Genomic DNA, 24097 nt, shown 5'->3' on the forward strand with positions numbered 1-24097 from the left:
TTCAGATCTCCATGCCCAGCATCTTGGCAACCGTATGCACGTCCTTGTCGCCGCGGCCCGACAGGTTGACGATCATCACCTTGTCCTTGCCCATCGTCGGCGCGGTCTTCACCGCATAGGCAATCGCATGCGCCGATTCGAGCGCCGGAATGATGCCTTCCACCTTGGTGGTCAGCTGGAACGCCTCCAGCGCTTCGTCGTCGAGGATCGGCTGATAGTCGACGCGGCCGGTGTCGCGCAGCCACGAATGCTCGGGGCCGACGCCGGGATAGTCGAGGCCGGCCGAGATCGAGTGGCCGTCGAGGATCTGGCCGTCCTCGTTCTGCAAAAGATAGGTGCGGTTGCCGTGCAGCACGCCCGGGCGGCCGGCATTCATCGAGGCGCAGTGTTCGACACCGTCGAGGCCACGTCCGCCGGCTTCGATGCCGACGATCTTGACGTTGCGGTCGTCGAGGAAGGGGTGGAACAGGCCGATGGCATTGGAACCGCCGCCGACGGCAGCCACGATCATGTCGGGCAGGCGGCCCTCCTGCTCCAGCACCTGCTGGCGCGCCTCGGAGCCGATCACCGACTGGAAGTCGCGCACCAGTTCGGGATAGGGGTGCGGACCGGCGGCCGTGCCGATCAGATAATAGGTGTCGTGCACGTTGGTAACCCAATCGCGCAAGGCTTCGTTCATGGCGTCCTTCAGCGTGCCGTGGCCGGCGCTGACCGGGCGCACTTCGGCGCCGAGCAGCTTCATGCGGAATACATTGGGCTTCTGCCGCTCGACGTCGGTGGCGCCCATATAGACAAAGCAGGGGAAGCCGAAACGCGCTGCGACGGTGGCCGAAGCGACACCATGCTGGCCGGCGCCGGTCTCGGCGATGATGCGGGTCTTGCCCATGCGCTTGGCGAGCAGGATCTGGCCCAGGCAGTTGTTGATCTTGTGCGAGCCCGTGTGGTTCAGGTCCTCGCGCTTGAAGTAGATCTTGGCGCCGCCGCCAAGGCCTTTTGCCGAGGACACGTCACGAAGATGCCGGGTCAGGCCTTCGGCGTAATAGAGCTTGGACGGCCGGCCGGCATAATGGGTCGACAGCTCGCTCAGCTCCGCCTTGAAGGCCGGATCGTTCTTGGCTTCGTCCCAGTGGCGCTGCAGGTCGAGGATCAGCGGCATCAAGGTCTCGGCGACGAAGCGGCCGCCGAAAATGCCGAACATGCCCTGCTCGTCGGGGCCGGTGCGGAAGGAATTGGGCTCTGCCGGCTGGTTCATGGGCGTTTCCTGGTTGGCATGGGACATTGTCACCTTGCCGGAAGGGAACAGGTCAAATCGTTCCAGCGTCATTACTGGGATTATTTAAGTCAGTATTTTCAAATGGTTATATCGAAATGGGCAGACAGGGTCCTGCTGAACCTGTACCGTCGCCTCAGATGGACAACCGGTTCCGCGACGCCTATCCTTCTCGACAGAATGGTGCCCGACCTGATCGATGCTTCAAATCGGCTCGCCAGCGTGCCGGGCCTTCGGTTCGGCAGCGCGCCCGAAGCTGTGGCTGCCTTATCCACCCGCTACCGTCCGCACCGGCTGCTGCTGCCCGACAGCAAGGCCGGTCTCGATTTCCGCCATCACGCGATTGCGTGTGAAAGCGCTTCCCTCAATCTTCTCCGCTACGGTCCGGAGCTCGTCGTCGATGCCGGTTCATTCGACACTTTCTACATGCTGGAATTTCCGCTCAGCGGCGGCGTCGACATCCTGTATGGCGACCGGCGCGTATCCTCGCGCGTGGGCACCGGCCTCATATTGTCGCCGGGGGACTACATTCGCTCGACCTGGCAGGCCGACACCACGCAAGTGATGTTGCGGCTAGAGCGCGGCTTCGTGGAACGGGCTTGGCAGCGCCATACCGGCGAGACCAGAAGGCACACGCCGGTCTTCCAGGCCGAACTCGATCTTCAGACTTCAGCCGGGAGGCGTATTGCGCGCCTGATCGGAATGATGGTTGCCGAACAGATGGAAGGTGGTTCGGCAACGGCGCTCTCGCCGATGCCGCTGGTCAATGCAGTGATCGAGACCTTGTTTGAACATGTCCCTGTAGCTTCTGTCGCCACGGTCGAGGCTGCCGCAGCGGGCCCGGTTCCGGCCTATGTCAGGAATTTTCGCAGGTTGCTGGACACTCCTTCGAACCTGCCGCTGACGGTCGGGGAACTCGCGGCGGGATTGGAAGTCTCAGCGCGCACGCTGACGACCGGTATGCGGCGCTTCACCGGCTACTCTCCACATGGCTATCTGACCATGCGCCGCATGGAACATGCCCGCAGGTTGCTCGATCAGGGCGGCATGACGATCGCGCAGGTCGCCGAGCATGTCGGTTATGCCAATGCAGGGCGGTTTGCCGCATCCTTCCGCGCCTATTGCGGCGTCAGTCCATCGCGCCTGCCCGACTGCGCCAACCTCTGAGCTGGACATTCCAGGAAGAACCTGTCCGTTTCCGGAAACGGAACGGTCCCGGACCGCAAAGGCATGTTGACAAGCAGCCGCGTCAGACCTGCACCTGACACCGGGGATGGAGGTGTAGATTGGGCGACAATACCCTGCTTGTGGTGGATGTAGGCTCGTCGGCGTTGAAGGCTGTGCTGTTCGGCGCGCGCGGCGAGACATTGGCGTCGGCGACTCAATCGATCGCGACGCGCTCCACCTCCGACGGATTGCACGAACAGGATCCCAACGACTGGTGGTCCGCACTGCGTGCAGCCGTCAAGACCTTGGTCTCCAGCGCCCCGGTTTCTGCCATCGCCTTTTCCGGCTCGATGCAGAACCTGATCGCATTACGTGCCGACGGCAGTCCGACAGGCCCCGCGGTGCTTTATTCCGACCGTCGTCTCGACGGAATTGAGGTCGAGCAGTTGGGCGAGCGCCTGCCCCGCGACTATGCGCAGAGAACCGGCAACCGGCTCGATCCGGCCCACACCATCCTCAAGCTGATGGCGCGCCGACGCTTTGCAGCACATGCAGCCAACCAGCCCGTTCACTGGACCTTCGGCGCCAAGGATGCCTTGACGTTTCGGCTGACCGGAGAAGCTGTCATTGATCCAACGACGGCATCGACCACGGGCCTCATGAACATCGCGCAGCGCTGTTGGGATGCCAATCTGCTTGCGGCGGCGGGCGTCGACGAAGCCGCGCTGCCGCGCATCCGGCCTGCCGATGCGACTGTCGGTTATGTGACGTCGACAGCGGCGGCGCAGACCGGTCTTCCGGCCGGCATCCCGGTCTTCAACGGATCTGGCGATGCAGGTGCTGCGACTTGGGGTGCAGCAGCCGATGTTCCGGGTACGGCATATTGTTACCTCGGCACCACCGGCTGGGTCGCAGCCACGCTCGACCACGCCGTCGCATCACCCCCGCGCGACACCTACACGCTGGCGGACGCAGTGCGGCCGGATCGCGTGATCGTCATCTCTCCCTTCCTGACTGCCGGGTCCGCACTGGACTGGCTCGTGAGGACGACAGGGCGACCGATTGAACAATTGCTCGACGACACAGCGCTTGCAGCGCCCGGCGACGCCCTGTTCCTGCCCTATCTTGGCGGCGAGCGAGCGCCGTTCGAAGACAGCAAGGTGCGCGGCGCCTTGCTGGGGCTTAGCCACACAACCAGCCCCGGCGAGTTGGCTCTTGCGGTGATGGAGGGTATTTCCTTTGCCGTGCGGCACAATCTGGAGGCTGCCGGACTGGTGTGTTCAACCTTGCCGGTAATCGGCGGCGCCGCTCGTCATGCCCAGCAGCGGCAGATTCTGGCGGACGCGCTAGGGCGGAGCATTGCCATACCCGGCGACAGCGAGACGATGACCGCGACGGGCGTTCTGAGGATGGTCGCCGATGTCGCCGGCATTACCCTCGATCACGCAACACCGGCAACCGTCATCAATCCGAGACCCGAGCGAGCAGCACGCCACGGCCGACGATACGCCGCCTATCTCGCCGCATCTTCATTCGCTCGGGATCTGTCACAACATCTGAATTGAACCCAAAGCACGTTAGAGCGCTCAATCGACAAGGAGGAAGTCATGAGAATGCTTACGACACTGCTGGCCGCCGGCATCTTTCAGTTCACGGCGTCCGCGCATGCGGAAGACATCGCCGTGCTGACGCCATATCTCAGTTCGGTCGCCACCAACGAAATGATCGAGACCTTCAAGTCCGAATCCGCGGCAAAGGGCTGGACAGTCAACGTCGTCGACACGCGCGGAGACTTCCAGCAATTGGCGAGCCGCGTCGAGGATGTGGCCAATGCCGGGGTGAAAGCCATTGTTCTGGTCAGCGTCGATCCCAACCAGATTGGTGATCAGGTGGCCGCCGCGGCCGACAAGGGTATTCCGGTCATCGCGCTGGACGGTGCGCTGGCAAAGGGTGTGGCAATCAACATCACGACCGACAATTTTGCGCTCGGCACCTTGCTCTCGGACTATCTGTTCAAGGCGATGGGCGACAAGGGCAACATCGTGAAGTTCTTCCACTCGGCGCATCCCGGCGTGCGCCAGCGCGAACTGGCTCTCGACAAGGCACTCGGTGAGCATCCCGGCATCAAGGTGATAGCCGAACATTATGTGCAGGTTCCCGGTCCCATCGACAACGCCCGTCAGGCCATGGAGACCTTCGCGCGTCAGTATGGCGACGAGATCAATGGCGTCTGGGCCGCCTGGGACGAGCCGGCAATCGGCGCCTTGCTCGCCATCCAGAGCGACAAGCCCGATTCCAAGGCTCTGATCGCCGGCATCGACGGCAACCCGCAGGCCATCGACCTGATCAAGCAATGCACCAATCTGGTGGCGACGGTCCGGCAGGATTTCCCCGGCATTGCCAAGACGGCAGTGCAAGAAATCGCTTCGGTGATCGACGGCAAGAAGCCTGAGAAATCCGAAATCTTCGTCAGCGCCAATGTGATCGACCGGGCCAGCCTCGGTGTGACCTGCAACTAGCTGGCGGCTGCATGCTGGAAGTCGAGGGATTGAAAAAGCGGTTCGGCGGGGTCGCGGCGCTCGACGGTGTCTCGATGCGCGCTGCCGCCGGGCGCGTACATGCCCTGCTCGGTGAAAATGGCGCCGGCAAATCGACGCTGCTCAAATGCCTTTCGGGCGTCCATCGGCCGGATTCCGGCCGCATGGCGTTCGCAGGGCAGAGCTTTGCCCCGCCAAACCCAGCGGGATCGGAGGAGATGGGGCTCCGCTTCGTGCACCAGGAACTCAACCTGGTGCCAAGTTTTACCGCCTATGAGAACGCCTTTGTCGGCCGGCGCTATCCGCGTCGCGGAGGCGTGATCGACTGGGCGACGATGCGGACCCGCTTCATGGCTGTGCGGGATCGGCATGGCCTGGATATCGACATCGACGTTCCGGTGGCGCGTCTGTCGGTGGCCAAGCGCCAGATCGTCGAAATCCTGCGTGCCCTGATGGACGAGGCCAGGGTGCTCGTCCTCGACGAGCCGACGGCATCGCTGAGTGAAAAAGAAGCCGCAACCCTGCACGGCATCATCCGACAGCTGGCGAGCCATGGCTGTGTGGTGATCCTTGTATCACACCGCCTCGACGAGGTTTTTGCAATTGCCGACGACTACACCGTTTTGCGCAACGGCCGCTCGGTCGGCTCTGGCCAGGTGTCCGACATCGACCGCGCCGGCGTCGTCTCCTTGATGGCCGGCGGCGAATTTGACCAGGAGCGGGTTGGTGTGCCGGGCCCTGTCGGGGCGCCCCTGCTGCAGCTGTCCGGCTTCAGTCCGTCGCCAGTGCGCGACGGGCTCGATCTGACCATCCGCGCAGGCGAGATCGTCGGTCTTTACGGCGTGGTCGGCAGTGGCCGTTCCAGCTTGCTGAAGTCGATCTGGGGCGCAAATCCGCTGGCGCGCGGCGAGCTGACGCTCGATGGTAAGCAGCTATCTCCGATCGGCATCTCCAGTCGCATCAGGGAGGGTGTTGCTTATGTCCCGGAAGACCGGCGCGGCAGCGGGCTGGTCATGCAGCACTCCATTCTGGACAATGTGCTTCTGCCCCGCCTGCCGCTTTATCGCGCGATGCGCCGGCTGCCCGTTGTCTCCTGGCAACTGGCGCGCCGTGCTGTGCGACAGCTCCTGGGAGAGCGCAGCGTCAAATACGGCCGGCTTGGTGATCGCATCTCGACCCTCTCCGGCGGCAATCAGCAGAAGGTCATGATCGGGCGTTGGGTCGGGCCATCCTGCCGCCTCTTTCTGCTCGACGAGCCCACGCGTGGCGTCGACGTGCGATCCAAAGCCGAAATTCATGCGTTATGCCGTCGGCTCGCGGCCGAGGGAACGGCAGTGATGTTCGTCACCAGCGATATGGAAGAACTCGTCATGCTGTCCCACCGGGTCCTGGTGATGGCGCATGGCCGCATCACCCTTGACGCGGCCAATCGAGATCTGACCCGCCAGGATATCGTCCATGCCGCTTTCGAAACGACAAAGGAACTGACATGAGCCTGGTTTCGCGCTTCGGCACGCTTCTGGGGCTTGCCGCGATTGTCGCCGTATTCTCGGTGCTGTCGCCGCATGGCTTCGCGCAGGGCTCGAACCTGATCAACATCACCCAGCAGATGTCCTTGCTGGCAATTGTCGCCCTGGGCGCTGCATTCGTGATGTCGCTGTCGGAATTCGACCTGTCGATCGGCGCGGTCGTGTCCATGGCTGGTATCGTTTCCGTCAGCCTGTTCGGATTGGGTTGGGGCATCATTCCCACCGTCATCGCCACGCTCGCCGCCGGCTTCGCCGTGGGCTGCGTAAGTGGGTTCTTCGTAGCGACCTGGCGCGTGCCAAGCTTCATCATGACGTTGGCCATGGGCACGATCGTCGGCGGCTTTACATTCTGGGCGAGCGGCGGCGCCACACTGTTCAGCAACATCCCCGTTGCCTTTCGCGACATCGGTCGCGGCTATCTCGGCGGCATCCCGGTTCTGACTCTTTGGGCGATGGCCGGTACGCTGTTTGTCGCGTTCGTCCTCGACTGGACCGAGCTCGGACGGCGCATCCTTGCCATAGGCGGCAACCGCGAGGCTGCACGCCTCGCAGGTGTCGGTGTGGTCCCGGCGACAGTCTGGGCTTTTGGACTTTGCACGCTCATGGCGGCATTGGCCGGCCTGCTGTTGACGGCCAGGCTTGGCAGCGCCCATCCGACTGGCGGAAACGGTTTTCTGCTGCAGGCCTACGCAGCGGTCTATCTCGGCATGACTGCCTTTCGTGACGGGCAGCCAAACGCCGCGGGGACGCTGCTGGGCGCGGCGATCATCGCGGTTGTCGCCAACGGCCTGACCATTCTCGGTGTCCCCAACTACCTTCAGGACATCTTCACAGGCCTCATCATCATTGCGTCGGTGATGGTCCGCAATTTTGGGCGGACAGCGGATTGAGCGTCACGCATTTCGCCTATGATCGCGTCGCGCAGTCGCTGGCAATCGAGCTGACGAACAGCCTGTGGCGCGCCGGCGATGAGCTGCCATCGGAAGCGGACCTCGCAGCCCATTTCAATGTCGCCCGCCGCACGGTCCGCAAGGCGCTGGCGATCGTCGAGAAAGATGGTCTGATCACGAAAGGCAAGGGGCGGCGCACACGCTTTCGCGGCAAGACCATCGACTGGTCTCACGACATGGTGACGGGCCTGCCGGCGGCGGCGCGACGCGCGGGCCTCAGATTATCGACACGGGTGCTGAAGATCGGTGAGGTTCCGGCCGGGCTCAGCGAGGCGCGTGCCCTCGGTCTGCCTCTCGGTACCCCAGTCACCGAACTCTGGCGGCTGAGGCTGCTCGACGGCAAGGCGATGGTCCAGCAACGATCGGTGCTTCCGGTCGACATCCTGGCGTCGATCGTTCCTGCCGACCTCGTTCGCCATTCGCTCTACGATCTGGTTCGTCGCGACAGTGATGTCGGCCAGCTTCTCGTTACCGAAGAGCATTTTTCGCCGTCGCAGGTGACGGCAAGCGAGGCCTGCTTCGCCCTCGTCGAGGAGAGCCGGCCGGTGATGCGTGTGACGCGCATCGTCGCAGGTGCGAAGGGGCCGGTCGAATATTCCAACTCGGTTCTGCTTGGACCGCTCTTTCGCTTCTAGAGCGGTCCTGCTTCTCTTCGAAACGCAGTACCTGCCTATCTCTTTATTTTCGTGCAATTCCGGGTAGCAGACTGCTCCGGGCCTTTCTGGAATTGCAGAAACTGTGCCGGGTGCACAAGGCAAGCGACCACGTCGCTCATCGGGGCAACTCACCGTCGTTCAGCTTCATGAAAAGAGAGCGTCGCGATCGCACCTTGGGTCGACGATCGCCAATACACGCCATTGACAGCGCGCTCATAAGAATCAAACATATGTTTGAAACATACAATTCAAATATACGTTGCATCTGTTGGCGTTTGTCTGGAGGTCTCATGCATATCAAACCGAATGGGTCGTTCGTGGCACTGGTCACGCCGATGAACTCCGATGGTTCCATTGATCTGGCTGGTTTTCGCGGCCTGCTTGAGTTTCATCGACAGAACCATACCAAGGCGATCCTGATCATGGGATCGACCGGTGAGGTTTCGCTGCTGACGCCGGAAGAGCGGCGCATGATCATCACCGAAACGGCCAAGATGCCGCGCGGCGACATGCTCCTATATTTCGGCTGCACGGGCACCAACACCCAGGCAACGATCGACCTGGTGCGTTATGCCAAGAACGAAGGCGGCGACGGCGCCATCGTTGCAGCTCCTTCCTATATCTGCGCGGACAACGACTCCATCGTCGAGTATGTTCTGGAAGTTTGCGATGCGGTTGACTTCCCAATCGGCTTCTACAACAATCCCCCACGCGTAAAGACCGATTTGCACTGGACCGACATCCAGCGCATCGCAGCCCATCCGAACATGGTCGTGCTTAAGGAATCGACGACGCGCGTTGGCCAGGTGGCGCAGGTCTGCCGGGCCGAACTCGATCTTTCCGTCATGTGCTGCTGCTCGCCGAATCTTGGGCTGGTGGTCCCGACGATGGCGCTTGGCGGCCATGGCACCGCAAACATGACAGGCAACATCATCCCGCGCGAGATGGCGGTGATCTCCAAGCCGTGGGCGTCAGGCGAAGACGCATTTGCCTGTCGCTCGGCCTGGCTGCGCAACTTGCCGATGCTGCACTTTGCCTATGCGGCCGTTAATCCCGTTTCGATGAAGTCGCTCATGGCGGCGGTCGGCTTGCCGGCGGGGCCACTGCGTAAGCCACTTCGGGCCGCTGATCCCAAATTGCTTGAAGACGGCATCCGTATCGCCCGTGAGCTCCGTCTGGACGAGGTCTACGGCTACCGCCTGCCGCGCTGAATGGCAGACAAGGTTGCCGTGCCCCATCTCGGGCGCGATGTGTGTCGGCGCACATATCCTCAGATTTGATGCGGCACGCACGAGCGCCTGCGCCGCCTTTCGGCTATGAGGGTCATATGGAGGCGACTGACAACAGCATCGGCCAGCAGGATGATCGCGACACTCGTGGTGCGTTGTTGCGCGCGGCCACCTTCGTGTTCGCCGACCGCGGCTTCGACGCCGCGACATTGAGGGAAGTTACCCGGGCGGCCGGAGCAAACATTGCCGCGGTCAACTACCACTTCCGCTCCAAGGACGAACTTCTGCGCCTGACGCTAGAACAATGCCTGGGCCCGTTGAACGCGGCGCGCCTGGAGGCGATGAAGTCGTGCGAGCAAGCCCGGCAGCCAACCCTGCGCATGGTGCTGCACGCGATCGTGGCGCCGCTCGTTGAACTCAGCCTTGATGAGCGCGGTGGGCGCGCGGCAATCCGGCTGATGTTGCAAACCAAGGCGTTGCCTCGAGATCTGACCAATGAGATCTTTGCCGAGCAGTTCGACGAACTCCATCGCCTGTCCCGACATATGCTGCAGCGGGTGGCACCCCATCTCAGCGAAAGCCAAATCGCGCTACGCTACGAATATATCCGCGGTGCCATTCTGCACGTCCTAGCTGACCTCGATCCAAATGCCCGCCGCATGCCCGGCCTCGAGGATATCCAGGATCATGTCAGCAACAGCGAGCTGATAGACGACATCATCAGCTTCTGCGACACTGGCTTTCAGGTGGCTGACTCACGTAGCTGTTGATCATCGGCCGCCGGACAAGCGCCGACGGCGCTCACGGGAGAGGTGTTGGCAGCTTGCTTCTAGGTGTCGCCGCACTGCCCGAGCCGACCAAGCGGAGCAAGGTCGTGGACGGCTTGCGCAGCGCCCATGCACTGTTGTGTGCGGACGCAGGCCATCCTCAAGAACGGGCTGCCGGGGCTCGTGCGATTGGGGGCTGGCAGATCATTCTTGAGGCACCGTTGTCGGGCGCCGAGCTTCGCGGCTCTCGAAGAAGCGAAGCAAAATCAGCTGGTTATGGAGTCGGAAGATAGCTGGCGGTGCGGGCAGTCTTGAGCGAACTCGTCCGTAGGTTGGCGTCGCTGTTTTCGCGGGGAAACAGGGGGCCCGCATAAACTGCGAATACTCATTTCACCGTCCGCCGAATTGGCCACGAAATTGAGAAGCTTGGGAAATAAATCCCTGAAGCATTAACGGGGACCGTGAGCGCGCCCCCACCTCGGAGTGTGCAGTGTTTTGATTATCGGATATCTGACGTCAGGCAAGACAAGCCCATCGACCGGCCGCGCGCGAGTCCGGTCGATGGGCGCTGTTCAGCATAGAGGGATGCCAACGGACCGGCTTGACTCAGGCCGTCCTAGCGAATGCCGGGCGGGTAATACTGGATTGAGCCGCATTTTCCTGGGCACGTGCCCAGCAAAAATAGAGCAGGAACGAGCCAACCGCATAGGGCTGCAGCATGTCGACCTCGAAGAAAGAGCGGATGGCGAGCAGCGCGAGAATGCCGCTGAAGAGCAGCGGTTCTGTCCAGACGCGGCTGCCGAGGAGGCCGCGAATGCAAAGGCCGAGAGCCGCGATCAGCGGCAGGGCGATGGCCGCCGTCCCAACATAACCGAGTTCGACAAATGCCTCGATGTAGGTGTTGTGGAAATGGAAGCCGGAGCGCGAGTCAATGTAGAACTCCTTCCACAGCCGCTCTGCCTCTGAAAAGCCCTGGACCCAATAGGCCTGGTAACCGACGCCAAGCCAAGGCTGGGTGGCGGCTGCGTCAAAACCTTGCTGCCACAGATAGGTGCGTCCGGTAAGCGTCGAATCCTTGCCGAAAGCGCCGAGCACCATGTCGACGGCGCCGAGGTTGAGAGCGGCCAGAACGGCCACGATGCCGACAGCAGCGGTGGCGGCGAAGAACACCCGGCGTTGCGCTGGCGAGAATGCCTGCAAGGTTGCGCCGACCAGGATAAGCGTGAGGGCCGCCGGCGTCGCCAGCATCGAGGTTGCCGATTTCGACATCGCCAGGAGCGCTGCCGAGAGCACTGCCACGGCCAGTGCCAAAAGGCGCGACAGGCGACCGGTGCCGAGGAACAGGACAAAATAGCAGCCGAACAGGATGCCGAGCGAGGCATAGAAGGCGAGCTGATTTTTCGAGGCGAAGGCGCCGACGAAGGAATAGGTGCCGTCGAGCGCATCGTAGACTGAACCGCCGACGGCAATCGAGTAGGCGAGGATAGCGGCGATGCCTGACAGTGCGCCGACGGTGAGCGTCCTGGCGTCGATGACGCGGGCGGCAATGACGGCGCAGACGACATGCGACAGGTACTGGAGCCCGGCCCGCGCAGTGATGTCGGGTGCGTCGGACCAGAACCAGGACAGGCATGCGATCAGCGCGAAGGCAAGCAGTTGCGGCGAATGGACAAGGCGGCCGAGCGTGAAACGGTAGTCGACCAAGATCAGCGGCATCCACAGTGCGTAGTAGGCCAGTACCGAAACCTGTCCGATGCGGAATGAATAGGCGAAGACGAACAGCGACACGGCGACCGCGAAGCCGCCGTAGAGCCTGTTGTGGTCTGGTGCGACCAGCAGTGCCTTCCTGATCTTCATGCCGGCTGTGGCTATCTCACCGGAACAGCGCCGGAGCGCTCGACCTTCAGTACGTCGCCTGGCAGCACCGGGGTGTCTTCCTCGGCTGTGATCTGACTGCTCTTGCCACTGCCCTTGCGCACCAGGACGTAGGACAGTGCGGATTCCGAGCCTGTCGTGGGAGCAACGCCGCCGGCCTCCGATATCAGACCCTTCTGGGTGTTGAGCTTGAGGGTCACGGCGTTGAGTTCGGCGACCGCCTTCTGCCGTTCAGTTGCGAGTTCGGACTCATTGTCATTCTTCAGGTCGATCGCATCCTGCTCGGCTTTGCTGATGTCTTGCTTGGCACGCAGCATCGCCGTTTCAAGGTCGAGGATCTTGCCTTCCATCTCTGCGATGGAACGTTCGGTCGACAGCACGCGGGTGTTCACCACCAGTCCCTTCTGGGCGAGCGAATCGATGCCACCAAGTTCCTTCTTGGCGAGCTCCACCTGTCGGCTCTGCGTTTCAGACTTCCGGGCAAGGGCTTCGATCTCGCGCGTGAGCAGGCCTTTGAGGTCGTCAAGCGCCTTTAGCCGCAGCGCGATCTTCTTCTGGCGCGAAGCCATGATTGCCGTCTCTTCCGAGATCATGTCCGGGACGAGTGGGTTCGAGGCGATTGCCTCCGGTGCCATGACCTCGGACTTGCCGGCAAGTTCGGCATCGATACGCGCCCTGGCCACCATCAGCCGCAGTTGCTGGTCGGTCAGCACGGCATGGCTGCCCGCAGCATTGATAAGATTGCGCTCGGTGCCAGCGCCATCGCTACCGCGCCGCATGCCGCCGGCCATGCTGATCGCCTTGAGCACCGTGAGGTCGGGCACATAGGCGTATTGTCCTGGGGCCTGGATGTCACCGGAGACGTAGAAAGGCCGGTACTGCGCGATCTCGACCGAAGCTTCCGGCCGGTCCGACAGCCCGAACTTGTCTTGCAGGGACTTGCCGATCGAGGCGGCAATCTCGGCGGTTGTCTTGCCCGCAGCGTCTGTCTCGCCGACGAAGGGCAGGGACAGCCTGCCCGACGGGCCGACGGTGTAGTCGCCGCTGACAGGTGACCAGTCGCGGAAGGTGCCTTCGACGGTTTGCCACTCGACGACACGGATCGTCAGCTTGTCGAGTGTGCCCAGGCGGTACTCGTCGGCGAAGGCAGAGCTGTCAGTCGTGAACAGGATGATGCCTGCGATGACAGTCGCAATCAGGCTGCGAGCCACGGGCGGGTGATGGCGTGTTGCGGAGAAAATGATCAAGGGACGGTGGCTCCTGTCGATGCCTTGCGCGCCCGATGGCTGCAAGGACAGAAATGCTGCGCCGCCCCACCTTGGGCGCAGCTTCTTGCGCGGTCGGCTCAGTAGCTGCCGCGCGACATGCAGACGGCCGGAACCGTCTTGAGGATGATGCGGACGTCCTGGACGAACGACCAGTTCTCGACATAGTGGCGGTCGAAGGCGACGCGACTGTCGTAGGAGACATCGTTGCGGCCGCTGATTTGCCACAGGCCGGTGAGACCTGGACGCGAGCGGAAGTAGAACACTACGGCCTTGCCGTAATAGTCGAGCTCGTCGCGCACGACGGGGCGTGGGCCGACGATGCTCATGTCGCCAAGAAGGATGTTGACGATCTGCGGCAGCTCGTCGAGGCTGAGCTTGCGCAACACAGCGCCGACGCGGGTGACGCGGGGGTCGTTCTTGAGCTTGCGCGTCGCATCCCATTCGGCCTTGGCCTCCGGGTCGTCACGCAAATGCTGCGCCAGCACTGCTTCGCCATCACGCACCATGGTGCGGAACTTCAGGCAGTGGAAAATGCGCCCGCCGCGGCCGATGCGACGATGGCCGTAGAGGACCGAGCCACCGTCAGAAAACTTCACCAGCATGGCCAAGAGCAGAAACAGCGGGCTCAATGCCACGAGCCCTGCGCCGGCGCCGAGGATGTCAAAGCCGCGCTTGAGCGCCCCGCCGACCGGCGGGCAATCGGCATTCGCATGCGCGAATTCCAGGCTGTTCGACTTGGCGATATCCCGCATCCTGCAGCTCCGGTTGGTCGGTCGATTTGCTGGCGCGACGATACTGATGGCATGTTGCGCTGCAAAACACGATTTTTTGGCGCGTGAAATATTTCTGCAACGAGCTGCCGTTGTCCTCAGCGGTTTCTGCATGAAAAGTGGTCAATATGACAGTTTCGTGGTCAACCTATCAAACTTTAAGTGGATTCTCATATCGTGATTTGGATCGACCGACTGATGTTTTCAGTAGATATTATAGCGTTGTCGCAACGAGTTTTGAACATTGCGGATTATGCTCAAAAACATGATTGATGATATTTTTATGAGCTCCCGTTGTTTCGTGATCGAGATGGTTGGGCTTCAAGTGAAACCCGGCTATTTTGAGATGCAAGGCAGCATAGCCGGGTTCGGTTGTCTCAGCGGCAGAGTCGGGGCAACACTCGTTTGACTTGCTGCCAGGTGACGCGGCCAATATAATCGAGCGGCATTTCTCGCGGGCCTTGATCGAGGTTATGAGCGCAGTAAAGCAATGGCAGGCCACCGGCTCGGTCGGAAGCTTGCAAGGGCTCGGGCATGGCAAGCAACATCGTCACAAAGACTCCGCCGATGCCGCCTGCGGGTGGGGAAGGGCAATGACTTTACCCAAATTCGTGCTTGGGCTGGCAATCGTTATTGCCGTCGTCACCCTGTGGTCGGTTCTGGATTCTGCCAGCTGGGGCACGGTCTTGCTTCGCGCTGTGCTCTGCGCGGTAATTTTACAGGTCGGATACTTCGTCGTTGTCCTCCTGATGGTGGCGCGAGAGCCCAAGCCTCAGGCGGCGCCTGAAAGGAAGCCGGCGGAGCCGGCTGTGACCATCGATGAGATGAAGCCCAAAGGTGGGGCGCACTGAAGCCTGCGATTCGTCGTCTTTCTTCACTTTACGTGGGTGCGGTCGAGACTTCTTGCGCCGTTGGACAGCTGATGACCCCTCGGGCGAAAGCTGTGGCCCAAGCTTCGCAAAGCCTATTTATGTGATCGCCTTTGGACTGCTGGCGAGCAGGCGAGGCTATGCTTTGCGTCCGGTCGGGAATGAGGCTGCGGGCGGCAGATGACCTGTCGTAACAAAAGTTTGGGTTCACTTGTTCGCACCTGCAATATAGCTCTTTCCGTCGGCGGGCACTGACGGAAAGGCAACCGACTTGAGCGGAACCGACGTCTGCGTCATCATCGCTGCGCACAACGCAGCGGACACGATCGGCACCGCAATCGCTTCGGCGTTGCGGGAACCTGAAGTTGTCGAGGTTATCGTCGTCGACGATGCATCCACGGATGCAACGGAAGCCGTGGCACACGCTTCGGAAGACGGCAGCGGCCGGCTCATGGTGCTGCGGCTCGACGTCAACAGAGGCCCATCCTTCGCGCGCAACATGGCGATCCGCCATTCCACATCGCCGCTGATCGCTATTCTCGATGCCGATGATTTCTTCCTGCCAGGGCGTTTCGGCCCGCTGGTCTTAGCCAGCGACTGGGACATCGTCGCCGACAATCTTGTCTTCGTTCGCGATCCTCGAGCGCTCGGCAGCAAGTTGCCCAGCTTCGCTGCCGAGCCAGCATCGCTGGACTTAGCGAGCTTCGTCGAGGGCAACATCTCCCGTCGCGGCGCACAACGCGGCGAACTCGGCTTCCTCAAGCCGATCATCCGGCGTGATTTTCTCGACGAGCATGGGCTCGCCTATGACGAGAACCTCAGGCTCGGTGAGGATTATGCGCTCTACGCCTGGGCGTTGCTCCACGGCGCCCGCTTCAGGCTGGTGCGTACTTGCGGCTATGCGGCGGTGGTGCGGCCGAATTCGCTGAGCGGTCGGCATAGCACCGACGATTTGTGGCGGCTTGCCGACGTTGACCAGACGCTACTCACGCTGCCTGGATTGTCCGGCGATGCAAGGAAAGCGCTGCAGCGGCATGAGCGCCATATGCGCGACAAGTATCGCTTGCGACGTTTCCTCGACCTCAAGGCCGAGGTGGGGCTGGTTGATGCCGCGACCTTTGCCTTTGGGTCTCAGGGCCATTTCCGCGCTGTCTTCTCGGGCGTCGCACGGGACAAGTTCGAACCATTGCTGCGGTTGAGCGTTGGTCGGGGGGGCGAGCCGCAAGTTCGCTATCTCTTGCCCGGCACAATGCTTGCTGCATCGACAGATCATGCGGCTGATCTCGCTTGGCCTCCAAACTCGAAATCGGAGTAGGCGCCATGGCTTCCATCTTCGCCTTTCGCACCCGCAGTCCCGACCGCGACCGCCTAAATGACGGCGTGCGCTTCGAACAATTGACCCGCGCGCTCGACCAGTTGGCGGCCGAGATTGAGGCAGAGCGAACCGGCATCAGGAACCGTTACGAGGCTGTATCTGCCAACGCCGCCTTCCTGGTCGAGGCGGTGAGCAACGATGCGGTGTCAACCAGCCATGCGGCGGAGATGGACCAACTGACCGAAGCGATCAAAAGCTGCCTGTGCCGTATCGAGGCTTTGGGGCGGCAGAAGGAATTCGTCGCCGACCTCAAGAACCGGGTCGACGACTTTGCCGTCGAGGACCGGCAGGTCGACACACATGCGGGGGCTCTGCCGCTGTGCGGGGAGGCGTCGACGGGCACATAGCCCATTCAGGAAGGAAATCGGGAGGGAAACTTGCCTGTCGGCGACACCCGACGGGTGGAACTTGATGCGGGCTTCCATCAGGAAGCGCGCCGAAACGAGGACGATCATGAACACCAATGTTGCAATCGCGCCCTTCGCTTCTCCGCTTCCTGCCAAGCTGATCGCGGCCCTTGTTGGGCTGTGCGCCTCGGCAGGTGCTGCCGCTGCCCAGGACCCCCAAGGCAAGTCGTTCGTCGACAACTTCGACACCCTCGATCGTTCGCGCTGGCTGGTGTCGGACGGCTGGGACAACGGCAAGCACCAGAACTGCACCTGGGCAAAAGACCAGGTGCAGGTAACGGACGGGGTCGCAACATTGTCATTTGAGCCTAAGCCCTACAAGGCGCGCGACTATTCCTGCGGCGAGATCCAGACCAAGTCGCGGTTCGGCTATGGCGTCTATGAGGCGCGCATCAAGAGCAGCGGCGTGGCGCCGGGTCTGAACGCCGCCTTCTTCAGCTATATCGGCCCCGTGCACAAGCAACCGCATGACGAGATCGATTTCGAAATCCTGACCAAGGATCCGACCAAGGTCCAGCTCAACGCCTACATCGATGGCAAGGCGGGCAACGAGAAACTAGTCGACGTGCCCGGCGGCGCTGACCGCGACTTCAACGACTATGCCTTCGTCTGGGAGAAGGAGAGGCTGCAGTGGTACGTCAACGGGAAGCTGGTGCACGAGCTGACAAGCCCATCCCAGCTGCCGAGCCACCCGCAGAAGATCTTTTTCAGCTTGTGGGGCAGCGGTACGCTCGACGAGTGGATGGGGCAGTTCGTCGACCCCGGCAAAGCCGTCACGATGGAAGTGGACCGCGTCGCCTACACAGCGCCCGGCGATGCCTGCCAGTTCGAAGGCTCGGTTGCCTGCAAGCTGCAGTGACCGCTCCTGTTCCTGTCTCTTCATTCGCATTTCGAACTGGAATCTTTCCTGATGAATCTGACTGTTTTCGGCATTGGCTATGTTGGTTTGGTACAGGCGGCGGTGCTGGCCGAGGTCGGGCATGACGTCGTCTGCGTCGATATCGATGCAGCCAAGGTCGAGCGGCTGAACCAGGGTTTCATCCCGATCTTCGAGCCCGGGCTGGAGGCTTTGGTGCGCGAGAACCACGCTGCCGGCCGTATCGTTTTCACCACCGATGCGGCGATGGCCGTGCGCCATGGCGAGATCCAGATGATCGCTGTCGGCACGCCGCAAGGCGAGGACGGCTCGGCGGACTTGAAATATGTGCTGTCGGTGGCCGATGCGATCGGCCGCGAGATGGACGAGCCCAAGATCGTCGTCGGCAAGTCGACCGTGCCAGTCGGCACCGCCGACAAGGTGCGCGAGGCGATTGCGGCGGCGCTGAAGGCGCGCGGGCGGGACGATCTCGCCTTCGACGTCGTCTCCAATCCGGAATTCCTGAAGGAAGGCTCGGCGGTTGCCGACTGCATGAAGCCCGACCGCATCATCGTCGGCACCGAGAGCGAAAACTCCGAAGCGGTGATGCGCGAGCTCTACGCGCCGTTCAACCGCAACCATGAGAAGATCATCGTCATGGACGTGCGCTCGGCCGAGTTCACCAAATACGCCGCCAATTGCATGCTGGCGACCAAGATCAGCTTCATGAACGAGATGGCCAATCTCGCTGAGCTGCTTGGTGCCGACATCGAGGAGGTGCGCAAGGGCATCGGCTCGGACCCGCGCATCGGCTACCACTTCATCTATCCCGGCCTCGGCTATGGCGGCTCGTGTTTCCCCAAGGACGTGCGTGCGCTGATCCGCACGGCCGAAGACGTCGGTTTCGAGCCGGTGCTCTTGCAGTCGGTCGAAGACCGCAACAACGCCCAGAAGGCGGTGCTGTTCGACAAGGTGAAGGCGCATTTCAACGGGGATCTCCAGGGAAAGACCTTTGCGCTGTGGGGACTGTCGTTCAAGCCCAACACCGACGACATGCGCGAGGCGCCGGCGCGCGTGCTGATGGAAGCGCTGTGGGCCGCAGGCGCCAAGGTCCAGGCCTACGATCCCGAGGCGATGAACGAGGCGCAGCAGATCTACGGCCAGCGCGACGACCTTCTGCTGTGCGGCACCAAGGAGGCGGCCCTGCGCGGGGCGGATGCGCTGCTGATCGCCACAGAATGGAAGAACTTCCGGGCGCCATCCTTCGAGCTGATCAGGCAGCAGCTCTCGACAGCCGTCATCTTCGACGGGCGCAATCTCTACGACCCGGCGGTCGTCGCCCGCCACGGCATCACCTACGTCTCCATCGGCCGCAAGGCCAGCTGAGCGAACATCAACCGACAAGGAGAGGCACATGAAGGTTCTGTTTGCCGGCGGCAACGGATACACGCCTGAGTTCAGCGGCGGTGTACAATCGAGCACGCATCATCTGGTCGAGCAATTGCGCGCTCATGGCCACGAGGCATCGGTGCTGGCGGCCCTGTTCGGCGACGGAATGTTCGGCCTTAAGGCCCGCGCCAAGATGAAACTGATGCGGCAGCGCGCCGTCATCGACACTTTTCCAGGCTATCCCGTGGTCCGCGCCTGGTTCCCCTGGGAGGCTGCCGGATTCGCCATCGACAAGCTTCGGCCCAATGTCGCGGTCGTGCAGTGCCACAAGTCGGTACCGATAGCTGCAGCGCTCGAAGAACGCGGCGTTCCCGTCGTGATCTACCTCCGCAACGTCGAATTCCACGAACTGGGTGGTGACCTACGCGAACTCAAATCCGCACACTACATTGCCAACTCAGAGTTCACCGCATGCACCTACCGGCAGCGCTTCGGCATTGAATCGACCGTCATCCCGCCAACCATCGACCCGGCCTTCTATGCCACGGAAAGCACGGGCGATTTCGTCACCCTCATCAATCCCTACAATGAGAAAGGCTTTGAGCTTGCCGTGCGCATCGCCGGACGCTGCCCGGAAATCCCGTTCCTGTTCGTCGAAAGCTGGAAGCTGTCGGACGAGCACCGCACCAGCATCGAGGCGACGATCGCGCCGCTCGGCAATGTCAGGCTCGAGGGGCGCACCAACGACATGAAGACCGTCTACGGCCGTACCCGCATCCTGCTTGCGCCGAGCAAGTGGGAGGAAGCCTGGGGACGCGTGGCGTCCGAGGCGCATTGCAGCGGCATCCCGGTCATAGCCTCGCGCCGCGGCGGCCTGCCCGAAGCAGTCGGTCCCGGCGGGCTGGTGCTGGACCACGACGCGCCGCTCGACGACTGGGTCACTGCGATGCGCAGCCTTTGGAACTCCGGCGCCGAGCATGAGCGCCTGTCGAGCGCGGCGCGGGAATTTGCGCGCCGGCCGCAGCTCGATCCCGACCAGCAGTTCGCCACCTTCATGGGGGTGCTGGAAAAGGCGGCCGCCCGGCGGCTCGATCATGCGGCCTGAAGCAGGAAGAGCTCGATGAAGGTGTGTTTCGTCGTCGACCGGTTTCCGTCGCTGTCGGAGACATTCGTGCTCGACCAGATCGAAGGCTGTCTCGAAAGGGGTCTCGAAGTCGGCGTCGTCTGCAACGTGACGACCTTCGGCAAGGATCGCCATGTCGATGCAGAGCGCTGGCGCAATCTGCCATTGGGTGTTGAGCGCTGGTGGGGCGGGTTGGCGCCGCTGCGCCCGGCGCTGCGCAAATGGTCGGGTCCCCTCTGGGACAAGACGTCGACGGCGCTCGACATCGCCTTCGCCAGCAAGCTCGAGAAATACGACGTCATCGTCGCCCATTTCGGCAACAATGGGCTGCGGGTCGCGCGCTCGATCAAGCGCCGGCGCATCGATGCGCCGCTGGTGACCATCTTCCACGGCAACGATGTCGGCGGCCCCATCGATGATGGCACGCTCGGCCGCTATCGCGTGGTCTTCGAGCAGGGCGCCCGACAACTGCCGGTCAATGCCTATTTCCGCAATGCGCTGTTGGGTGTGGGTGCTGACGCCGACGAGGTGGTTGTCCACCACATGGGGGTGCGGACGGAACAGATTGAGTTTCGTCCGGCCGTCCGAGGCGAGGGGGCATTGCAACTGATCTCGGTCTGCCGCCTCACCGAGAAGAAGGGGATCGAGTTTGCCTTGCGGGCGCTGGCGCAGGTGACGACGCGGCGGCCCGATGTCGACTGGACCTATGCCGTCATCGGCGGCGGCGAATTGTTGCAGAGCTTGAAATTGATGTCGCAGAATCTGCGCATTGCCGACCGCGTCGAATTCCTCGGGCCGCGACCCCATGCCGAGGTCAAGCAACGGCTTGGGAAGGCGCATGTCTTCGTGCTGCCGAGCGTCAAGGCCAGTGACGGGGACGTCGAAGGTATCCCGGTGGCGCTGATGGAGGCCATGGCGGCGGGCTTGACCGTCGTAAGCAGCCATCATTCCGGCATTCCCGAGCTGATCGAGGACGGACGCAGCGGCCTGCTCGCGCCCGAGCGGGACGCCGCAGCGCTGGCCGAGAAGCTCATTTGGGTCGCCGACAATCCCGACGTCTGCGCACGGATGGCGCGCGTGGCGCGCGTCAAGATTGAGCAAGAGTTCGATTCCACCAGCCTCAACGACGACTTCGTTCGCATGCTCGTGCATCTCGCCGAAACAAAGGCAGCGGCATGAATGCCGTGCCGCAGCAACTGGGTCGCATCGCCCTGCGCGGCGGCGCCCTGACCGGGGCGGCGCAGGCCGTGCGCATGGGCATCCAGTTCGTCTCGGTGGTCGTGCTGGCACGTCTTCTTGCGCCCGAGGATTTCGGCCTCGTCGCCTCGGTCGGGCCGATCGTCGCCTTTGTCGGATTGTTCCAGAATCTCGGCCTGCAGCAGGCGGTGATTCAGCGGCCGGACATTGCGCCGGCACAGCTGAACCAGGTGTTCTGGATCAGTGCGCTTGCGGGCCTTGTCTGCACGGTCGTCGTTGCGGCGCTCTCGCCGCTGGTCGCGTCCTTCTACGGCGATGCCAGAATGACCGGTATCGCGCTTGCAGCGGCAATGCCGCTGCTGCTCGGCAGCCTTGCGGCGCTGCCGCTGGCGCTGATGAACCGGCACATGCGTTTCGGTCAATTGGCGATCAACGATGTGCTGACGGGCGTTACCGGATTGGTGGCCGCGATTGCCGCCGCCTATGCCGGCCTCGGCTATTGGGCGTTGGTCATCGGCCCTGCCGTCGGCGCGCTGGTGACGCTGCTGGCTGCATGGCGGGCCACTGGCTGGCTGCCCAAAAGACCGGATCTGCGCGTTGACCGCGATATCCTGTCCTTCGGCGCCAACCTCACCGGCTTCAACCTGGTCAATTTCTTCTCACGCAATCTCGACAACATCCTGATTGGCAAGTTCTCAGGCGCGATCGAACTCGGCTATTACGACCGCGCCTACAAGTTGCTTCTGTTTCCGCTGCAAAACATCAACCAGCCGCTGTCGCGCCTTATGGTGCCGCTGTTGAGCCGTATCCAGAACGACAAGGTCCGGTTCCGCGACGCCTATCTCCGCGCCAACTGGCTGCTCGCCTTCGTCACCGTGCCTGGCATCGCCGCATTGACAATGGCGGCCGAGCCGGTCGTCGCCTTGTTTTTTGGCGAGCGCTGGCTGGCGGTGGCGCCGATCTTTGCCTGGCTCGGCATTGCGGGGCTGATGCAACCGGTCTCCAGCACCACCGGCTGGGTGTTCATCTGCCAGGGCAAAACCGGCACGATGTTCCGATGGGGCATCTATTCTGCGCTGACGACAGTGATTGCCTTCGTCGTCGGCCTCAGATGGGGGGCGGTCGGCGTTGCCGCCGCCTATGCAATCAGCGGCTACGTGCTGCGCTTGCCGGTGCTTGCCGTGCTGCTGCAGCGGGTCGGGCCGGTTTCGGCCGTGGATTTCCTGCTCGTCCAGGGATTGCTGATCGTCGCGGCCGGCATAGCCTGGCTGGTCTATGCCGAGCTGCAGCCCATGCTTACCTCGCACAGCAATCTCGTCTTGGCGGCCACCGCGGCCGTGCTCAGCTACGCGGTGGCGCTGACCTTCATGGTCGCGGTGCCGCAGTCACGCCGCGCCCTCGGTGATGCGTGGCGCATGGTCGTCCGCCGCAAGGGCTGAACCTTGTGCGAGCAGCGGCCGGATCAGGTCGGCCGCCGACATTGCCGAGGCGTGTTCCTCGAACACGGCGTTGAGCGTCGTGCGCCTTCTGACGTCGAGAGCGGTCGCGAAGGCCGCGAGCTTGTCGGCTGCCTCATCCGGCGTGATCGTGTCGATGTCCAGCAGCAGGTCGGCGAGGCCGACCCGCTTGGCCAGCTCCCTGGTCTTGAACTCATATGCAATAGGCAGAACCGGCGTGCCGACGCACAACGACATGATCATCATGTGCATGCGGGTGGCGATGACGAAGTCGAAGCCCTTGACGAGCTGCATGAGCTGTTCCGGCGTATGAAATGCGCCGTCGACGCTGACATGGGCGGCGACGTCTGTGTCGAGTTCGGCAACAATGGCACGTGCTGTCTTCGAATCGTCATGGGCATACTCAGGCACGCCCTGGCAGGTCGACACAAACGTCACCTTCTTGCCGTGATTGCGCACCAGGTCGGTGGCGATACGCCGGATCGACTCCCTGTAGCGGTCCATGCCGCCTTCGCCGCCGCGGACATAGTTCCAGTGCCGCACCGAAATGCCGACACGACCTGTCGTCTCCAGCGGCTTCGCTGCCGCGAGGATGCCTTCGATCTTTTGCCGGTCAGCCAGGGCGAAGACGGAATCGGCAACGACGTGGCATTTGCCGATGTCTTCGACCAGGCCTTTGAGATGTCGGCGCGAACGCTCGTCGCGGAGCAGGATCAACGGGCTGCGGTCAAGGACCGGCTTCAGTTCGCGACGGTTGTAGGCCTTGTCGAACGGTCCGAGCGACTGGGTGAAGAAGACCGTCTTCTTGCCGAAAACGGCATTGATGCGGAACTGGTTGAGGCGCTTTTCGAGATTGTAGGTCTCGACCAGATAGGTCCCGCCAGTCGTGATCACCATGTCGGCCTGCCGGTAGAGATCGAGGCTGCTGCGCTCGTCGTCGCTGAACATGGTCTCGTCGAGCGCTCGGCTCTGGCCGTAGTGGCGCAGGGCGCTGTGGACAAGGCGGTTGTAGATCGGCTTGGCGAAGTTCTTCAGCGGGTTGTCGTCATAGGGGTATTTGAAGACCGTCTCGGAGGGCAGACGGCGGATGTCGATGTCAGGATAGTCGCGCTTGGGGTAGAGCCGCGCGGCTACGTCCGGCTGGCTATCGAAGACATGGAACTGGAGTTGATCGTCGGTGGCGGCTTTCAAGATATGCCTGATCGCCAGGAGGATCGCCGCGTCGCCGGTGTTCAGGCAAACAGTGTTTTCGACAATGATTTTCTTCATGCAGCTGCGTCTCCGTGGTGAGGCCCGCCGCCCGCGATCCATGCAGATCAAACGGGCTATTTTGCGACGCAACAAAAGTTGAGGCGGATGGAGGTAGTATTTGTTGCGATGCAACAAGTGCTTCCCTAGCATCCCGA

22 protein-coding genes are annotated in these 24097 nt (G+C 62.3%); 16 read left to right on the plus strand and 6 right to left on the minus strand.

What is annotated here, in order from left to right; genetic code table 11:
* Position 1: 1 nt before the first annotated feature.
* Entirely contained in the window at positions 2-1252 is a 1251-nt protein-coding gene (gene trpB / locus B015_RS0102195) for a tryptophan synthase subunit beta (protein ID WP_026226800.1), read from the minus strand.
* A 198-nt stretch (positions 1253-1450) separates the two neighbouring features.
* Between trpB and B015_RS0102200 the strand changes: the two genes are divergently transcribed.
* From B015_RS0102200 to B015_RS0102210, 3 genes are all read left to right on the plus strand, one after another.
* Positions 1451-2437, plus strand: a complete 987-nt coding sequence (locus tag B015_RS0102200) for an AraC family transcriptional regulator (protein WP_018426018.1) — start codon at positions 1451-1453, stop codon at positions 2435-2437.
* Positions 2438-2556: 119 nt separating this feature from the next.
* Complete coding sequence (locus B015_RS0102205) at positions 2557-4002, plus strand: FGGY family carbohydrate kinase (RefSeq protein ID WP_018426019.1); 1446 nt, start codon at positions 2557-2559, stop codon at positions 4000-4002.
* Positions 4003-4044: 42 nt separating this feature from the next.
* Positions 4045-4956: a sugar ABC transporter substrate-binding protein gene (locus B015_RS0102210; RefSeq protein ID WP_040455943.1), complete on the plus strand. Its 912-nt coding sequence runs from the start codon at positions 4045-4047 to the stop codon at positions 4954-4956.
* Here B015_RS0102210 and B015_RS33765 read toward each other — a convergent pair.
* Complete coding sequence (locus tag B015_RS33765) at positions 4953-5120, minus strand: hypothetical protein (RefSeq protein ID WP_245262367.1); 168 nt, start codon at positions 5118-5120, stop codon at positions 4953-4955. The genes B015_RS0102210 and B015_RS33765 overlap by 4 nt on opposite strands.
* Between B015_RS33765 and B015_RS0102215 the strand changes: the two genes are divergently transcribed.
* From B015_RS0102215 to B015_RS0102235, 5 genes are all read left to right on the plus strand, one after another.
* On the plus strand, positions 5061-6467 hold the full coding sequence (locus B015_RS0102215; protein ID WP_245262283.1) for a sugar ABC transporter ATP-binding protein: 1407 nt from the start codon (positions 5061-5063) through the stop codon (positions 6465-6467). The genes B015_RS33765 and B015_RS0102215 overlap by 60 nt on opposite strands.
* Positions 6464-7393: an ABC transporter permease gene (locus B015_RS0102220; protein ID WP_018426022.1), complete on the plus strand. Its 930-nt coding sequence runs from the start codon at positions 6464-6466 to the stop codon at positions 7391-7393. The genes B015_RS0102215 and B015_RS0102220 overlap by 4 nt, the downstream gene beginning before the upstream one ends.
* Positions 7390-8088 (plus strand): GntR family transcriptional regulator, encoded by a 699-nt coding sequence (locus B015_RS0102225; RefSeq protein WP_018426023.1) that lies wholly within the window; start codon positions 7390-7392, stop codon positions 8086-8088. The genes B015_RS0102220 and B015_RS0102225 overlap by 4 nt, the downstream gene beginning before the upstream one ends.
* Before the next feature lie 251 nt (positions 8089-8339).
* Complete coding sequence (locus B015_RS0102230) at positions 8340-9320, plus strand: dihydrodipicolinate synthase family protein (RefSeq protein ID WP_198292838.1); 981 nt, start codon at positions 8340-8342, stop codon at positions 9318-9320.
* Positions 9321-9436: 116 nt separating this feature from the next.
* A complete protein-coding gene (locus tag B015_RS0102235) occupies positions 9437-10108 on the plus strand; it encodes a TetR/AcrR family transcriptional regulator (RefSeq protein WP_018426025.1) in 672 nt (223 codons plus the stop codon).
* A gap of 603 nt (positions 10109-10711) precedes the next feature.
* Here B015_RS0102235 and B015_RS0102240 read toward each other — a convergent pair.
* The 3 genes from B015_RS0102240 to B015_RS0102250 form a co-directional block, all read right to left on the minus strand.
* Positions 10712-11962, minus strand: coding sequence for an O-antigen ligase (locus B015_RS0102240; protein ID WP_018426026.1), 1251 nt, complete (start codon positions 11960-11962; stop codon positions 10712-10714).
* Positions 11963-11973: 11 nt separating this feature from the next.
* The gene (locus B015_RS0102245; RefSeq protein ID WP_018426027.1) at positions 11974-13227 is read right to left on the minus strand and encodes a polysaccharide biosynthesis/export family protein; all 1254 of its coding nucleotides are present in this window, start codon (positions 13225-13227) and stop codon (positions 11974-11976) included.
* Positions 13228-13325: 98 nt separating this feature from the next.
* Positions 13326-14000, minus strand: a complete 675-nt coding sequence (locus tag B015_RS0102250) for a sugar transferase (RefSeq protein ID WP_018426028.1) — start codon at positions 13998-14000, stop codon at positions 13326-13328.
* Positions 14001-14428: 428 nt separating this feature from the next.
* On the opposite strand from B015_RS0102250, the gene B015_RS32420 reads away from it, so the two are divergent.
* From B015_RS32420 to B015_RS0102295, 8 genes are all read left to right on the plus strand, one after another.
* On the plus strand, positions 14429-14869 hold the full coding sequence (locus B015_RS32420; RefSeq protein WP_081623422.1) for an exopolysaccharide production repressor protein: 441 nt from the start codon (positions 14429-14431) through the stop codon (positions 14867-14869).
* A 289-nt stretch (positions 14870-15158) separates the two neighbouring features.
* Positions 15159-16202 (plus strand): glycosyltransferase family 2 protein, encoded by a 1044-nt coding sequence (locus tag B015_RS0102265; protein ID WP_018426031.1) that lies wholly within the window; start codon positions 15159-15161, stop codon positions 16200-16202.
* Between the two features lie 5 nt (positions 16203-16207).
* Entirely contained in the window at positions 16208-16609 is a 402-nt protein-coding gene (locus tag B015_RS30280; protein WP_018426032.1) for a hypothetical protein, read from the plus strand.
* A gap of 106 nt (positions 16610-16715) precedes the next feature.
* Entirely contained in the window at positions 16716-17528 is an 813-nt protein-coding gene (locus B015_RS0102275) for a family 16 glycosylhydrolase (RefSeq protein ID WP_198292839.1), read from the plus strand.
* A gap of 51 nt (positions 17529-17579) precedes the next feature.
* Positions 17580-18911, plus strand: coding sequence for a UDP-glucose/GDP-mannose dehydrogenase family protein (locus tag B015_RS0102280; RefSeq protein ID WP_018426034.1), 1332 nt, complete (start codon positions 17580-17582; stop codon positions 18909-18911).
* A gap of 28 nt (positions 18912-18939) precedes the next feature.
* Entirely contained in the window at positions 18940-20019 is a 1080-nt protein-coding gene (locus B015_RS0102285) for a glycosyltransferase (RefSeq protein WP_018426035.1), read from the plus strand.
* A gap of 15 nt (positions 20020-20034) precedes the next feature.
* On the plus strand, positions 20035-21216 hold the full coding sequence (locus B015_RS0102290; protein ID WP_018426036.1) for a glycosyltransferase: 1182 nt from the start codon (positions 20035-20037) through the stop codon (positions 21214-21216).
* Positions 21213-22673, plus strand: coding sequence for a lipopolysaccharide biosynthesis protein (locus B015_RS0102295; protein ID WP_018426037.1), 1461 nt, complete (start codon positions 21213-21215; stop codon positions 22671-22673). The genes B015_RS0102290 and B015_RS0102295 overlap by 4 nt, the downstream gene beginning before the upstream one ends.
* Here B015_RS0102295 and B015_RS0102300 read toward each other — a convergent pair.
* Positions 22620-23960: a polysaccharide pyruvyl transferase family protein gene (locus tag B015_RS0102300; RefSeq protein ID WP_018426038.1), complete on the minus strand. Its 1341-nt coding sequence runs from the start codon at positions 23958-23960 to the stop codon at positions 22620-22622. The two genes, B015_RS0102295 and B015_RS0102300, sit on opposite strands and share 54 nt — an antisense overlap.
* Between the last annotated feature and the right edge of the window lie 137 nt (positions 23961-24097).

It is taken from the genome of Hoeflea sp. 108 (assembly GCF_000372965.1).
Taxonomy (GTDB): Bacteria; Pseudomonadota; Alphaproteobacteria; order Rhizobiales; family Rhizobiaceae; genus Aminobacter.

What these genes read in the sequence shown, in the direction of transcription:
- trpB (WP_026226800.1), bottom strand. Translation starts at nt 1,252, where the DNA reads ATGAACCAGCCGGCAGAGCCCAATTCCTTCCGCACCGGCCCCGACGAG.
- B015_RS0102200 (WP_018426018.1), top strand. Translation starts at nt 1,451, where the DNA reads ATGGTGCCCGACCTGATCGATGCTTCAAATCGGCTCGCCAGCGTGCCG.
- B015_RS0102210 (WP_040455943.1), top strand. Translation starts at nt 4,045, where the DNA reads ATGAGAATGCTTACGACACTGCTGGCCGCCGGCATCTTTCAGTTCACG.
- B015_RS33765 (WP_245262367.1), bottom strand. Translation starts at nt 5,120, where the DNA reads ATGGACGCCCGAAAGGCATTTGAGCAGCGTCGATTTGCCGGCGCCATT.
- B015_RS0102220 (WP_018426022.1), top strand. Translation starts at nt 6,464, where the DNA reads ATGAGCCTGGTTTCGCGCTTCGGCACGCTTCTGGGGCTTGCCGCGATT.
- B015_RS0102230 (WP_198292838.1), top strand. Translation starts at nt 8,340, where the DNA reads ATGTTTGAAACATACAATTCAAATATACGTTGCATCTGTTGGCGTTTG.
- B015_RS0102235 (WP_018426025.1), top strand. Translation starts at nt 9,437, where the DNA reads ATGGAGGCGACTGACAACAGCATCGGCCAGCAGGATGATCGCGACACT.
- B015_RS0102240 (WP_018426026.1), bottom strand. Translation starts at nt 11,962, where the DNA reads ATGAAGATCAGGAAGGCACTGCTGGTCGCACCAGACCACAACAGGCTC.
- B015_RS0102250 (WP_018426028.1), bottom strand. Translation starts at nt 14,000, where the DNA reads ATGCGGGATATCGCCAAGTCGAACAGCCTGGAATTCGCGCATGCGAAT.
- B015_RS30280 (WP_018426032.1), top strand. Translation starts at nt 16,208, where the DNA reads ATGGCTTCCATCTTCGCCTTTCGCACCCGCAGTCCCGACCGCGACCGC.
- B015_RS0102275 (WP_198292839.1), top strand. Translation starts at nt 16,716, where the DNA reads ATGAACACCAATGTTGCAATCGCGCCCTTCGCTTCTCCGCTTCCTGCC.
- B015_RS0102280 (WP_018426034.1), top strand. Translation starts at nt 17,580, where the DNA reads ATGAATCTGACTGTTTTCGGCATTGGCTATGTTGGTTTGGTACAGGCG.
- B015_RS0102285 (WP_018426035.1), top strand. Translation starts at nt 18,940, where the DNA reads ATGAAGGTTCTGTTTGCCGGCGGCAACGGATACACGCCTGAGTTCAGC.
- B015_RS0102290 (WP_018426036.1), top strand. Translation starts at nt 20,035, where the DNA reads ATGAAGGTGTGTTTCGTCGTCGACCGGTTTCCGTCGCTGTCGGAGACA.
- B015_RS0102295 (WP_018426037.1), top strand. Translation starts at nt 21,213, where the DNA reads ATGAATGCCGTGCCGCAGCAACTGGGTCGCATCGCCCTGCGCGGCGGC.
- B015_RS0102300 (WP_018426038.1), bottom strand. Translation starts at nt 23,960, where the DNA reads ATGAAGAAAATCATTGTCGAAAACACTGTTTGCCTGAACACCGGCGAC.